Origin of the sequence: Sorangium sp. So ce887, assembly GCF_051521455.1 — a bacterium.
In the GTDB taxonomy this organism is placed as follows: Bacteria; Myxococcota_A; Polyangia; order Polyangiales; family Polyangiaceae; genus Sorangium.
The window spans coordinates 755,913-769,828 of the sequence record NZ_CP150354.1 but is presented as its reverse complement, the minus strand read 5'-3'; the positions used below and the strand labels follow the sequence as shown (position 1 = coordinate 769,828).

Annotated in this window: 11 protein-coding genes; all 11 read right to left on the bottom strand. The window is 70.3% G+C overall.

Going from position 1 to position 13,916, the window contains the following annotated elements:
• Positions 1-29: 29 nt before the first annotated feature.
• Complete coding sequence (locus WMF36_RS02985; RefSeq protein WP_437578054.1) at positions 30-881, bottom strand: lysophospholipid acyltransferase family protein; 852 nt, start codon at positions 879-881, stop codon at positions 30-32.
• A gap of 55 nt (positions 882-936) precedes the next feature.
• Positions 937-2,394, bottom strand: a complete 1,458-nt coding sequence (gatB, locus tag WMF36_RS02980) for an Asp-tRNA(Asn)/Glu-tRNA(Gln) amidotransferase subunit GatB (RefSeq protein ID WP_437578053.1) — start codon at positions 2,392-2,394, stop codon at positions 937-939.
• 66 nt (positions 2,395-2,460) lie between these two features.
• Entirely contained in the window at positions 2,461-3,135 is a 675-nt protein-coding gene (locus WMF36_RS02975; protein WP_437578052.1) for a NuoI/complex I 23 kDa subunit family protein, read from the bottom strand.
• Positions 3,136-3,146: 11 nt separating this feature from the next.
• Complete coding sequence (locus tag WMF36_RS02970; RefSeq protein WP_437578051.1) at positions 3,147-4,913, bottom strand: complex I subunit 1/NuoH family protein; 1,767 nt, start codon at positions 4,911-4,913, stop codon at positions 3,147-3,149.
• A complete protein-coding gene (locus WMF36_RS02965; protein ID WP_437578049.1) occupies positions 4,910-6,604 on the bottom strand; it encodes a 2Fe-2S iron-sulfur cluster-binding protein in 1,695 nt (564 codons plus the stop codon). The genes WMF36_RS02970 and WMF36_RS02965 overlap by 4 nt, the downstream gene beginning before the upstream one ends.
• A 69-nt stretch (positions 6,605-6,673) precedes the next feature.
• Positions 6,674-7,888, bottom strand: a complete 1,215-nt coding sequence (locus WMF36_RS02960) for an NADH-quinone oxidoreductase subunit D (protein WP_437578048.1) — start codon at positions 7,886-7,888, stop codon at positions 6,674-6,676.
• A 3-nt stretch (positions 7,889-7,891) separates the two neighbouring features.
• Entirely contained in the window at positions 7,892-8,572 is a 681-nt protein-coding gene (locus WMF36_RS02955; protein WP_437578047.1) for an NADH-quinone oxidoreductase subunit C, read from the bottom strand.
• Positions 8,569-9,114 (bottom strand): NADH-quinone oxidoreductase subunit B, encoded by a 546-nt coding sequence (locus WMF36_RS02950; RefSeq protein WP_437581845.1) that lies wholly within the window; start codon positions 9,112-9,114, stop codon positions 8,569-8,571. The genes WMF36_RS02955 and WMF36_RS02950 overlap by 4 nt, the downstream gene beginning before the upstream one ends.
• 26 nt (positions 9,115-9,140) lie before the next feature.
• The gene (locus tag WMF36_RS02945) at positions 9,141-9,497 is read right to left on the bottom strand and encodes an NADH-quinone oxidoreductase subunit A (RefSeq protein WP_437486269.1); all 357 of its coding nucleotides are present in this window, start codon (positions 9,495-9,497) and stop codon (positions 9,141-9,143) included.
• Between the two features lie 257 nt (positions 9,498-9,754).
• Positions 9,755-10,876 carry a hypothetical protein gene (locus WMF36_RS02940; protein WP_437486267.1) on the bottom strand — a complete coding sequence of 374 codons (1,122 nt, stop codon included), beginning with the start codon at positions 10,874-10,876 and terminating at the stop codon, positions 9,755-9,757.
• 415 nt (positions 10,877-11,291) lie between these two features.
• Positions 11,292-13,787, bottom strand: coding sequence for an MXAN_6577-like cysteine-rich protein (locus WMF36_RS02935; RefSeq protein ID WP_437578046.1), 2,496 nt, complete (start codon positions 13,785-13,787; stop codon positions 11,292-11,294).
• Positions 13,788-13,916 lie beyond the last annotated feature (129 nt).

Below are 13,916 nucleotides of genomic sequence, written 5' to 3'. Positions count from 1 at the left end.
GCCAGCGGCGTAGGAACAGAGAGCGACGCCTAACCGTCGGCGCTGAGCCGCGCGCGGGCGCGGTGGACCAGCGTCTGGACGGCCCGATGCGACTCGTCACGGACCGCGCCGACGTCCTGGCCTGTCGTGGCGATGGGCGCGCCGACCTCGATCGCCGCGGGGATACGTCGCGCACGGCTCACCCGGGCCATGTGCGCCGCGAGCGACTCGTCCGCGTAGGAGGAACCGTCGCCGCCGTACGCGAGCCCGACAGGGACGATCTCCGCCCCGACGCGGCACGCCGCGGTGAAGCCGCCCGCGCGGAACGGCCGCACCTCATCTCCGGAGAAGGTGGTCCCCTCGGGGTAGACCATCACACCACGGCCGCGCCTGAGCGCCGTGGACATCGCCTGCACGACCGCGGAGCCGCTCCGCTTGCTCGATCGGTCGACGAAGAGCGTTCCGACGCGGCGCGCCGCCATGCCGATGACCGGCCAGGCGGCGAGGTCGGCGCGGCTCACGACGGTCGCCTCGAAGAAGGCGAGCGTGACCATGATGTCGAGCGCGGAGCGGTGATTCATCACGAACAGCCGCCCGAGGCCCGCTGGATCGCGGCCGGGGTAGTACGCCCCGCTCGCCATGGCAGGGTCGACCGCGCCTCCGGTGGGACCTTGCACCGGCTCCGCCTGGACGAGGCCGCCGGCGCGCACGTCGAGGCCGTACAGCTTCAGGAGCGCGCGCCCGTAGCGGCGCATCCATGTATGGAGGACCACCTCGCGATCGGGCGCGCTGGAGAGCGCGGTGTCGATCTCGAGCAGGCCGTACATGCCGAAGGTGAGGCCGACGAAGCCGGCGGCCCGGAGGGGGAAGCGGAGGGCGTCGATGGGAAGAGCGCTGACCATGCTTCGGGTGTCTTGGTCGCCGGGCGGCTCGAGCGCGAGGCGATCCTTGGATGCGTCACGCGCCGGCGACGGGATCGCCCTCGAGCAGACGCTTGAGAACATCGTTCACGACGGCCGGGTTCGCGCTGCCCCCCGTCTTCTTCATGATCTGCCCGACGAAGAAGCCGAGCAGCGCGGTCTTGCCGGCGCGGTACGCCGCCGCCTGCTTCTCGTTCGCGGCGATGATCGACGCGGCGATCGCCTCGATCGCGCCGGCGTCGCTCATCACGGCCATCCCCTTGTCGCGGACGATGTCGCCGGGCGCCCTGTCGGTGCCGGTCATCTCCGTGTACACCTCCTTGGCCTGCTTGCCGCTGATCGCCCCCTCGTCGACGAGGCGGAGCAGCGCGGCCACCTGCGCCGGGGAGACCGGGAACGCGGCGGACAGGCCCGTGGTGCGGGTGTCGCGCAGCACCTCGCCCTGGACGAAGTTCGCGACCTTCACCGCGTCGCCGTGGAGGCGCGCCGCCTCCTCGAAGAACGCCGCGATCTGCGGGTGGCCGCTCAGGACCGACGCCGCGTACGGGGTGAGCCCGAGCGCCTCGGCGAAGCGGCGGCGCTTGTCGGCCGGCGGCTCCGGGAGCGCGGCGCGCACCTCGGCGAGGAACGCCTCGTCCACGACGAGCGGCGGCAGGTCCGGCTCGGGGAAGTAGCGGTAGCCGGACTCGTTCTCCTTGTCGCGGAGGAGGTACGTCTCCTTCTTCTCCGCGTTGTACCCGCGGGTCTGCTGCCGCACCCGGCCGCCCTGCTCGATGAGCCCGATCTGCCGGCGGATCTCGAGGTCGATCGCCTCGGCGACGAAGCGGAACGAGTTGATGTTCTTGAGCTCGGTCCGCGTGCCGAGCTTCGTCTCCCCGACCCTGCGGACCGAGACGTTGGCGTCGCAGCGGAAGCTGCCCTGCTCGAGGTTGCCGTCGTTCACGCCGATGAACATCAGGATCTCGCGCAGCCGCTTCAGGTACTCGGCCGCCTCGACGCCCGAGCGGAGGTCGGGCTCGCCGACGATCTCGATGAGCGGCGTGCCGGCGCGGTTGAGATCGACGACCGACAGGCCCCCGATGCCGTGGAGGTTCTTGCCGGCGTCCTCCTCCATGTGGACGCGCGTGATCCCCGCCCGCCGCTTCCCCGCCTCGGTCTCGATCTCGAGCACGCCGCGCAGCGCGAGCGGCCGGTCGTACTGGCTGAGCTGAAAGCCCTTGGGGAGGTCCGGGTAGAAGTAGTTCTTCCTCGCGAAGATGCTGCTCTCCTGGACGGCGCAGCCGAGCGCGAGCGCGGCGCTCACCGCCATCCGGACCGCCTCGCGGTTCAGCACCGGGAGCGCGCCCGGCAGGCCGAGGCAGACAGGGCAGGTGTGCGTGTTCGGCGGGTCGCCGAAGCTTGTCGCGCAGCCGCAGAACGCCTTGGTGCGGGTGAGGAGCTGCGCGTGGACCTCGAGCCCGATGACCGCCTCGAAGGAGCCGTACGTCGTCGCCATGGCCCGCTCTTCTAGCAGAACCACGCGCCGGCGAGAGGCCCCCCGGCTCCGCCGGGCGAGGCTGGCTCAGTGATCCGCGGCTTCGCGCGACAGGCCGGGGTGCGTCGGGTCGCCCGGCTCGTGGCGCCTGTTCGCCGTCAGGCGCGAGCCCGTGCGATCGGACAGGCTCATGAGGAGATCGCGCCGGTAGATGAACTGCTCGCGCGAGTCGTAGGGCACCGCGTGGAGGCCCGTGTCCATGCGGATGGCGTCGACGGGGCACGCCTCGACGCAGTAGCCGCAGAAGATGCAGCGGAGCTCGTCGATGACGAAGCTGCTCGGGTACCGCTCGTAGCCTTGCCGCCGATCGCCCGCGGGGTACTCGGCCGGCTCGATCGCGATGCACTGCGCCGGACACGCGGTCGAGCAGCAGAGGCACGCGACGCAGCGGGGCGAGTCGTCGTCGCGCAGCGTGAGCCGGTGGATGCCCCGGAAGCGCTCCGGGTAGGGGCGCTTCTCCTCGGGGTAGCTGATCGTCGTCACCCCCGGCTCGAGCGAGTGGAGCACCGGGTCGGGCTTCTGGCCGAGCACCATCTCCTTCGTGTTCTTGAAGAAGTGCCTCATCGTGATCCCCAGCCCCTTGACCATCTCGGGGATGTAGGCCTGCACGTCGGCGCTCCGGACAGGACGCGGCACCGGCTTGCCGACGACGGGCCGGCCGGCCGGCTTCGTCCAGGGGTTGCTCGGGGTAGCTTTCGCCATGGGATCCTCCTCTACGCCTGCTGCGGCGACGCCTTGGTGCCCCCCGCCGCGGCGGCGAACCGGGCAGAGGTTGAAGCGAGGGTGCGCTGGCGATCGACCGGCTCGAGGAGACCGGCGATGAGCGCCACGACCGCCGCGAACCCGCCGACGGCGACGAGCGCGTGGGAGACGTCCGCGGCGACCTGGAGGCCGCTGCGGAGCCCCTCGGGCGCCGAGTCGACGGCCAGCACCACGATGCCCGTCACCATCATGTTGACGAGCGTGAGCGGCAGGAGCTTCGTCCACCCGAGCCGCATCACCTGGTCGTAACGGAAGCGCGGCAGCGTCCAGCGGAAGAAGACCTGCACCCACGTCATGAGGATCGTCTTGCCGAAGAACGCGAGGGCGTACGTCAGGCTCACGGCGAGGTGGGTCATCTTGTACTGGAACAGCACCGTCTCGCCGAAGACGACGTTGATGCCGTCGCGGTCCAGGAACGGCAGGTGGTAGCCGCCGAAGAAGAGCGTCACGAGGAGCGCGCTCGACGTGATGAGCTCCACGTACTCGCCCGTCATGAACATGCCGAATTTCATCCCGGAGTACTCGACGAAGTAGCCGGCGACGATCTCGCTCTCGCCCTCGGGCTGGTCGAACGGGATGCGCTTCGTCTCGGCCGCGAGGGCGGCGAGGAACAGGAAGAACGCGAACGGCTGGACGAAGATCCCCCACGCGTGCTCGGCCTGCCACTGCACCATGTCACCGAGCCGGACGCTGCTGTAGATCATGAAGAGCCCGACGACGCTGAGGCCCATCGCGACCTCGTAGCTGACCATCTGGCTCGCGGCGCGCAGGCCGCCGAGCAGCGAGAACTTGTTGTCGCTCGCCCAGCCGGCGAGCGCGGCGCCGATGATGCCGGTGCCCGCCATCGCGAAGAGGTAGAGGATGCCGACGTTGAGGTCGGCGACCTGGAGGCTCGCGACGTGGCCGCCGCACGTGAACGCCTGGTCGACCGTCCGCTTGAGGAGCGGCAGGTCGCCGAAGCCGAAGACCCCGTCGCCGTTGTCCTCGAAGCAGAGCTTGTCGCCGAAGGGGATGACCGCGAACGTCACGAGCGCCGGGAACATCGCGAGCAGCGGCGCGAGCGAGTGGAGGAGCCGATCGCCCTTCGGCGGGATGAAGTCCTCCTTCCAGATCATCTTGATCGCGTCGGCCGCGGCGTGGAGCGTGCCGAGCAGGCGCAGCGGCACCTTGCCCTCGGGCACGCGCAGCGCGGTGTACGCGCCCGTCACGACGAGCAGCGCGCCGAGCAGCACGCACACGACCCGCGCGGCGGTGGGCGCCGCCGAGAGCGGGACCGCCTGCGTGACGAAGAAGGCCAGCACGTGGGCCATGACGCCCGCGTAGAAGATGCTGCGGGGGTCGAAGCGGGCGAGCGCCTCCTCGGCCGCGTTGATCGGGCCGCCCCGGCGGGCCGCCGCGCAGAACACGAGCAGGCCGAGCCAGGTCACGAAGACCGCGAACTGCGCGCCGATCACCAGCGCCTCGACGGCGGCCGGCGCGGGCATCGCGCGCGTCGCCGTGAACACGGCGAGCGCCCCGAGCAGCGCCGGCGGGAAGAACACGACGCCGCGCACGATCATGGACGGCAGGTAGACGACCGCCCGGTTCGGACCGACGCGGTCCTGCACCATCGCGCCCTGGCGCCGGTCGGCCCAGGTGGCGATCGCCGCCATGTTCAGCAGGAACATGACGACGATGAGAATCTTCACGATCGCGAGAACGAGCTCGACGACAGTCATGCCGTGGCCTCCGTCTTCTTCGGCTCGACGCGCGACCCGTCGGCGACAGCGGTCGCCGCCGCGGTGTGCGCGGGGGGCGCGGCGCCGAGCACCGCGGCCGGCGCGCCCGCCCCCGCGACCGCGCCGGGCGGCATCGCGCGGCGCAGCTCGGCGAGGGTCTTCCACCCGGTCTCGTACCCGAGCGTGCGCCCGAGCCGGCCGATGAGCTCCCAGGCCGGCCGCGCGTCGCCGTGCGGGAGCAACGCCCGCTCGCTCCGCTGCGCCAGGCCCTTCCTGTTCACGTACGTCCCCTCGGCCTCGGCCCAGGAGCACGCCGGCAGCGCGACGCGCGCCGCCTTCGCCAGCGGCCCCTCGTGGGCGGCGATCGTCACCACCCCCTTGAGCCGCGAGAGCGCCCGCTGCGCCTCGCCCGCGTCGACCTCGAGGTCCGACCCGAGGGCGACGACGTACGCGTACTGCCCCGACGCGATCCCCTGGAGCAGCTCCGCGACCGGGCGCGGCGGGGTCACCGCCGCGATCTGCACGGCGCCGCGGGTGTTCGGGTTCTTGTCCTCGCTGATCAGGATGTCGTCGCCCTGGCCGAGCGGCCTGCCCGACACGAAGAAGTCGGTCGCGCCGAGGTACGTCGTGGCGAGGTGGTAGAGCGCGAAGTTGTCCTCGTTCGAGTGCTGGGCCGACAGGACGATCGCGACCCGCGACGGGTCGTCGGCGTGGCCGCCGAGCTGCTCCTTGGCCGCGGCGAGGGCGTCCTCGATGCTCGCGTCGTCGTTGCCGACGAGCGCCGTGAGCAGCCGCCCGTCGACCGCGTGCCGGTACGACAGCATGCCGTCGTCGCACATCCAGTACGTGTTGACCGCCATGTTCTCGCGCGGGCGGTGCCGGTACGGCGTGTTGTTGCGCGGATCGTAGTCGAGGTAGGCGTTGCAGCCCGTCGCGCAGCCCTGGCAGACGGTCCGGGCGCTGCGGAGGAACCAGACCCGCGCCTTGAACCGGAAGTCGCGCGACGTGAGCGCGCCGACCGGGCAGACGTGCTCGGTCATCAGCGTGTAGTTGTGGTCGAGCTCGCGCCCCGGCGAGACCGTGATCTCCCCGAGGTTGCCGCGCTCGCGGACCGAGAGCACCGGATCCTGCGCGAGCTCGTTGCAGACGCGGATGCACCGCGTGCAGACGATGCAGCGCTCGGCGTCGTAGACGATGGTCGGGCCGAAGGTGACCGCCTTCGGCTTGTGGACCGGCTCCTGGTGCATCCGCTTGCCCTTGCGCTGGTGCTCGAGCCAGTAGTCCTGGAGGCGGCACTCGCCGGCCTGGTCGCAGATCGGGCAGTCGACCGGGTGGTTCAGGAGCAGGAGCTCCTGCACCGCCGAGCGCGCCTCGGACACGTGATCGCTGCCGTCGGACAGCACCTCCATGCCGTTCGCGCACGCCATCTGGCAGGCCGGCTGGAGCTTCGGCTTGGCCGCCGGCACGTAGTCCTGCTTCGCCGCGTCCCACCGGAGGATGTCGAGGCTCATCGCTGGCCTCCCGGGCGGCGGCAGCACCTCGACCAGGCACATCCGGCAGTTGGCGGCGACGCTGAGGCCCGGGTGCCAGCAGTAATGGGGGATGTCGATCCCGGCGCGGTGCGCCGCCCGGATGATCGTGTCACCGCTCTCGAAGGGGATCTCCCTTCCGTCGATCTTGATCGTAGGCATCGTGCTCTCGATTCCCGGCGGGGCCGCGGGCGCCCCAGCTTCCTTAGGTCGATGACGGGAGCGCCGTCGCTAGTGGTCGCACTCCCCGCCGATCATGTTGAGGGAGCCGAAGGTCGGCACGACGTCGGGGATCATCAGCCCGGTGATGAGCTGGGAGAGCCCCTGCGTCGTGGCGAAGCACGGCGGGCGGATGCGGACGCGGTAGGGCGTGCCGCTGCCGTCGGACACCAGGTAGAAGCCGAGCTCGCCGTTGCCGGCCTCGGTGTACGAGTAGCACTCGCCGGCGGGCACCTTGATGCCCTCCATCACGATCTTGAAGTGCTGGATGGTCGCCTCGATGGTCGTGTAGACCTCCTCCTTCGGCGGCAGCACGATGCGCGGATCGTCGATGTTGATCGGGCCCTCGTCGGGCATCTGATCGAGCGCCTGCTCGATGATCCTCGCCGCCTGGCGGATCTCCTCCTGGCGGCACATGAACCGATCGTAGTTGTCGCCCCGCGTGCCGACCGGCACGTCGAACTCGAAGCGGTCGTAGACCATGTACGGGTTCGCGCGGCGCACGTCGTACGGCACGCCGGTCGCCCGGAGCACGATGCCGGTCCAGCCGAGCGCGAGGGCGTCCTCCTGCGAGATCCGCCCGATGCCGTCGAGGCGATCGAGGAAGATGCGGTTCTTCAGGATGAGCTTCTCGGAGTCGCTGATGAGCGTGAGCACGCGCGCGAGGCCCACCCGCACCATCGCCTTGAAGTCAGGCGTGGGCGGCCGCGCCATGCCGCCGACGCGGCCGAAGCTGTGCGTCAGGCGCGCCCCCGTCTCCTCCTCGAAGATCTCCCAGAAGATCTCGCGCGCGCGGCACAGGTAGAGGAACGGCGTGAAGGCGCCGAGCTCCATGGCCATGGCGCCGCTGCAGATCATGTGATCGCAGATGCGCGCCAGCTCGCCGAGGATCACGCGGTAGTACTGACAGCGCTCGGGGACCGTGACGCCGAGCATCTTCTCGACCGCCAGCGCGAAGCCGACGTTGTTGAGCATCGGCGAGACGTAGTTGAGCCGGTCGACGTACGGGAAGACCTGCGTCCACGTGCCGCGCTCGCACATCTTCTCGAAGCCGCGGTGCAGGTAGCCGATCTGCACGTCGGCCTTGTTGATCGTCTCGCCGGACAGCTCGAGCACGATCCGCACCGTGCCGTGCATCGCCGGGTGGGACGGCCCCATGTTGAGGAGCATCGGCTCGCTCGGCAGATCGAGCGAGGCCTCGTCCAGATCGCGATCCAGGGGTTCCATCGGTCAGCTTCGCTCCTGCAGCGCACCCACGCCGATGCCCTGCGGTTTGCCGTTGTTCGCGGCCTCATCCCCGCCGGTCGACTCGAGCGACGGCCCCGTCCCGGGGTCGAGCCGCGCGAAGTCGTGCGTCTGGCGGCCGAAGGCCATGCCCTCGTCCGGGCCGAACGGCGGCAGCTTGCCGATGTTCGGCACCTCCCGGAACGGGATGAGCGGCTGGATGCGGTCGGCGGGGTAATCCTTGCGCAGCGGGTGCCCCACGAACTCCGGGTACATCAGGATGCGCCGGAGGTCCGGGTGCCCCCGGAAGACGATGCCGAGCAGGTCGTAACACTCGCGCTCGAACCAGTCCGCGCCCTTCCACACCGACACGACGGAGTCGATCTCGGCGCCGTTGCCCTCCTCGTCGCCCACGCGCGCCTTGATCCGGACGCGGTGGTTCTTCTCGAGCGAGCGCAGGTGGCAGACCACCTCGAAGCGGGGCACGTCGCCGCGCCAGAGGTAGTCGACCGCCGTGAGGTCGACGAACATGTTCATCCGGGTCCGCGGGTCGTTGCGGAGGAAGAGCGCGGCGTCGCGCCACACCGCCGGATCGAGCACGGCCGTGTCGTCGCCGAACTGCGAGTGCGTCTCCAGGACGGCGCCGGGGAACTGCGCCGTGAGGATCTCGAGGACCTTCTTGCTCATGGCTGGCTCCGCTCCTTGCGCTGGAGGGTGACGAGGCGCTCCGAGGTCTGCGCCGGGTCCTCGCGCGGCTTGACGATCGCCGGCGCGCGGTCGCCGCGCGCGATCTTGTCCTGGAGCAGCAAGAGGCCGTCGAGCACCGCCTCGGGGCGCGGCGGGCACCCCGGCACGTAGACGTCGCAGGGGATGATCTTGTCGATGCCGGCGACGGTCGTGTAGTTGTCGTAGAAGCCGCCGCACGAGGCGCACGTGCCGAAGGCGAGCACCCACTTCGGGTCCGCCATCTGCTCGTAGATGCGCCGGAGCGCGGGCGCCTGGCGCTGGCTGATGGTCCCCACCACCCAGAGCAGGTCGGCCTGGCGCGGCGAGAAGCGCGGCACCTCGGCGCCGAACCGCGCCATGTCGTAGCGCGGGCTCGCCATGGCCATGTATTCCATGCCGCAGCAGGCCGTCACGAACGGGTACTGGAACAGGGAGTACTTCTTCGCCCAGTTGAGCAAAGCGTCCAGGCGCGTGGTCGCGAACCCGTGCTCGGAGCCCTCCATCACCCGCGTCGAGGGGCCTCCGCCCTTCACTTCTCCCATTCCAGAGCTCCCTTCTTCCACACGTACACGAGCACGACGGCGAGCATCGCGACGAACGAGCTCATCGTCGCGAGGCCCGTCCACCCCAGGGAGCGGAACTGGACCGTCCACGGGTAGATGAGCACCGCCTCGATGTCGAACACGACGAAGAGGATCGCCGTCAGGTAGAACTTCACGCTCGGCTTGACGAATCGCCCGCCCGTCGAGTCGCTGCCGCACTCGTACGGCATCATCTTCTCGGGCGTCGGGTTCCTCGGACCGAGGAGCGACGTCAGCGTGAACATCGCGAGCGCGATGACCGCGGCGACGAGAAACAGCAGGAACAAGGGGATGTAGGTGGCCATCGAGAGAGCACTCCTACGGGTCGGCCCCGGGGAGGGTCGACCGCCTCGCCGCGGCGCGCGGCGTCTCGGGCGAGACCTCAGGGCCCGCGGCCCCGAACCATGCAGTCCAACAAGGTGAGAGCGACGCGGCGATTGCTGCCTGAAACAGCAAAATTCCGAGCGATCCCGGCTTAATCCGCGCCGGATCTAGTCGGCCGCCGCGGGGGTGTCAATGGAGGCGGTCAGTCAACCGGCGGGCAACCGGCGGGGTCGCAATCCTAGGAGCGGTTCGCCACGAGGACCAGCCCTCTCCACGCGGTGAGCGCCGTACCCAGGCTGTCCTCGATTTCCCGGATCTCCTCGACCATCTCGGCGTCCGGCACGCCGACGCTCCGCGCCTCGCGGACGCAGGCGAGCGCGGCCACGTACTTCTTGCGGTGCACGAACGCCCGCGCGAGGAGCGGCCAGATGTGCTTCGGCGGGGCGCCGAGGTTCGCGGCGCGCCGGAGGGGGCCGATGGCCTCGCCCGCCCGGCCGTCTTCGAGCATGGCCTCGCCCAGCCGGCGGAAGATGTCGCCGGCCGCGGCCCCGTCGTGCGCGTACTGGACCGCGAGGCGCATGACCTCCTCGCCCTGGTGCTCCTCGCCGAGCTTGACGCACGCGGTGCCGAGCAGGCCGAGCCCCTTGGCGATGAGGCTGCGGGCGTCCGGGGTGAGCATCTGCCCCTCGGGGGTGCGCAGGAAGATCGCGAGCGGCGCCGGCCAGGTGCCGAGCAGCTGGATCACCTTCGGGAAGTCGCCGCGCTGCGAGGCGACCTCGGCCTCCGCGACCTTGGTGAGGTCGATGGCGGAGCGCGCGCCGGCCGAGGCGCGCTCGAGCTCGTCGCGCACGTGCGAGCGGATGCGGGCGCGGAACTCGTTGAGCTCGTGCGTCTCCTCGATGCCGTCGCGCAAGAGGAGGAGGCGCGAGGTCTTCCCCTCGACGGAGAGCTTGCGGAGGCTGTAGCCGTAGAGCGGGGCGAGCAGCAGGTAGCGGACGCCGATGTGGAGCTGGATGCCCTCGAGGTCGGTGTCGCGCTCGGGGGCCTGCGGCGTCGTGTCCTCCGTGAGGAGGGCGCCGACGAGGCGGTGGCGGAAGTCGGCGAGCGTGAGCCGCTGGACGTCGCCGTCGATCTCCTCCTCGCCCGGCGGCGCGATAACGAAGTCGACGAGCGTGTTGTCCGGGTTGCGGCGGTCGACGGTGAGCGCCGTGATGCGGGCGCCGGTAATCATCGAGAAGGCAAAGAACGCCTCGCCCACGATCTCACAGAGCGCCTGGAAGCTGCCGATGCCGTCGCCTATGCGCTCGAACCAGCCGTCGGTCCGGACGGCATCGAGGGAGAACACGCGTTCCTTTGGCATGATTCGACCCGGATCACAGGGGGCGCGTCCCGGATGACGGACGCGTGTCCCAGGGGGCGAGACTCGCACGGGCGCGCGCTGCTCTCAAGAAAACTCCTAGGGAACGCCCGTCGCGCGTCGCGCATCGGGCATCGGGCATCGGGCATCGGGCATCGGGCATCGGGCATCGGGCATCGAGCGCGCGCGCGCGCGCACCGCCGCCACCCGCCATCCATCGCGCCACGCCGGTCCACCTGCCCCCACCGCGCCTCGAGCGTCGCCCTCCTCCGCTCGCCCCTCGGCCGAGGAGGCGCAGCGGGCGGCCTCAACCACCAGGACGCCAAGGACGCCAAGAAGAGATTTTTTTGACCCTCTTGTCCCTTGGCGTTCTTGGCGCCTCCTCTTCCGGGTCGATGCACGACCGGCCAGGCCTGGTCTAGGGCTCGGCGTTGATGTGCAGCACGAGGTTGCCGGAGGAGGACGACCGGCTGTCGCCGATGATCGTGATCACCTGGCCCGCGGTGAGGGTCACGCTCACCCGCGAGGCGACCCCGCTCGCGTTGTCGTTGCATGCGAGCTCGGCGCCGGTGCATCCGTCGCCGTCATGCACGTGGAGGACGGTGTCGAAGGTCGAGGACACCGTGTCGATGATGTAGGTCCCGTCCGCCGGCGCGGTGAAGCGGTAGACCCGGTCGTTGCCGCTCGACGTCGTGCAGCGCGGCGCGGCCGAGTTCGGCTGGAGCAACGTCAAGCCCGACACGGTCTGCGGGACCGTCGAGCCGAGGTCGATGGGCTTCGCGCAGGTGGCCTCGGCGTCGAACAGGTTGATGTTGAGCGTGAACGTGCCCGAGGCGGCCGGCCCGGAGCCATCGACCACGACGACGGTCTCCTGCCCCGCGACGAGCGGCACCGCCACCCGCGACTGGTGGCCCGTGGTGTTGTCGTTGCAACCGAGCGACGGGCCACCGCACGTGCCGTCGTGCACGTGAACGACCGTGTCGAAGCTCGAGCCGAACGTATCGAAGAGATAGACTCCATCGACCGGGGCGACGAACTTGTAGGTCGCCTCGGCGCCGCCGGGCACGCCGCAGGGCGCGATCACGAAGTCGCCGAGGCCGTCGGTCGTCCCCGTCACGACCAGCGAGACGGCCGACTCGAGCACGTTCGCCGGGCACGGGGGCGCCGGGAGGCCGCTCACGTTGAGCTTGTAGGCGCCGGAGTTCTCGAACGCGCCGTCCACGACCACATACGCTGTCTGTCCCGCCGAGAGCGGCGTGGACACCACCGCCTGGGACGAGGGCATCCCGTTGTCGTTGCAGCCCAGGGAGGGGCCCGTGCAGCTGCCGTCGTGAACGTGGAGCACCGTGTCGAAGCTCGACCCGACCGTGTCGAATGTATACCGGCCGTCGACGGGCGCCGTGAAGCTGTAGCTAACCTCGGGGCTGTCGCTCGTGGAGCAGGGCGACACGAGGTGGTTATCGAGGCCCGATGTGTTGCCTGTCACCGACTGCGGGTAGGTCGAGCCGAGGTTCACCATGGGGCACGGGGGCGGCTCCCACTCGGAGATGTTCAGCGTATAGAGCCCCCCCGCGGTCTCGAATCCATCGACGACGGCCACGATCGTCTGACCGGCGCGGAGCTCCACCGCGGCGCGCGACTGCGACCCTTCTCGCGAGTCGTCATTGCAGGCGATCACCTCACCGTTGCACGCGCCGTCTTGCAGCTCCAGGATGGTGTTGAACTCGGAGCCGAAGGTATCGAATACATATTTTCCGGCTGCCGGCGCCGTGAAGGTATAGCTCACGTCGGGGCCGCCGGCGTGGCCGCAGCTCGGCGTGATGGCGTCGCCGAGCAGCTCGGTGTCGCCGGAGAAGCTCTTCGGGAGCTCGTCGCCGACGTCCCCCGAAGGGCAGAGCGGCGGCCCGGCCTTCGACAGGTGGAGCGTGAAGTCGCCCTCCAGTCCGCCGAAGCCGGTCACGACGATCAAGACCGGCTCACCCGCCTCGATGACCGCGCGGAGCTTGGACTGCTTGGATTGGGGGCCCCCGCTGTCATCGCTGTCATCGTTGCAGGCGAGCTGAGCGCAGGTGGTCGCCCCCACCACGCCAAGGGCCGTGTCGAAGCCGGATCCGAAGGTGTCGAGCGTGTATGTCCCCGCCTCGGCGGGCGTGAAGAGGTAGACCCGCTCCGATGAGCCGGCTGCCACGCACGCAAGCCCGTAGTTCGCCTCTCCCGCGACGGTGGTCCCCGTCACCGTCTGCGGGAACGTGTCTTCGATCACGTCGTGCGCGCCGATGACGCAGGAGCAGGCGCCTTCCTGACAGAACGCCCCTCGCTCGCACGCGACCCCGCAGGTGCCGCAGTGCTGCTCGCTCGTCTGCAGGTTGGCGCACGAGCCGCCGCAGTCCGTGAGACCTTCGGAGCAGGAGCAGGCGCCCTCGACGCACAGCAGGGTGGGTGCGCAGCTGGACGCGCAGGTACCGCAGTGGGCCCTGTCGATCAGCACGTCCACGCAGGCGCCGTCGCACTCCGTGAGGCCGTCGGCGCAGGCGCAGGCGCCGTCTTCGCAGACCTGCCCCGCCGCGCACCGGACCTCGCAATCGCCGCAGTTCCGCGGGTCGGCCTCGATGTTCACGCAGCGGCCGCCGCATTCGGCCCAGCCTTCGCTGCACGCGTCGGTCCCCACGCCCGTACCGCTGCTGACGTCCCCGCCGCCCCCGCCCTCTCCGAGGCCGCCTTCCTCGACGCAGCGGCCCTCCGCGCAGCGATGCTCCGCCTCGCAGGCGTCGCCGCACGCGCCGCAATGCTCATCGCTCGCCTGGATATCGACGCACACGCCGTCGCACTGCGACTGCCCGTCCGTGCACGGGTTCGCCGCGTTGGAGCTCTCGGCGCAGGACGCCGCGAGGACAACCCCTGCGACCAGGAGCAACGCAGCGGACGATAGGGCGGGCCTGGGGCGCAATCCGGATCTGTTCATATCCATCCTTGGGGGTACCTCGCCGTTCGAGGCGGAGCGGATAACGAGTCGCATGCCAGAATACGCCCACGGCCGAGGTAT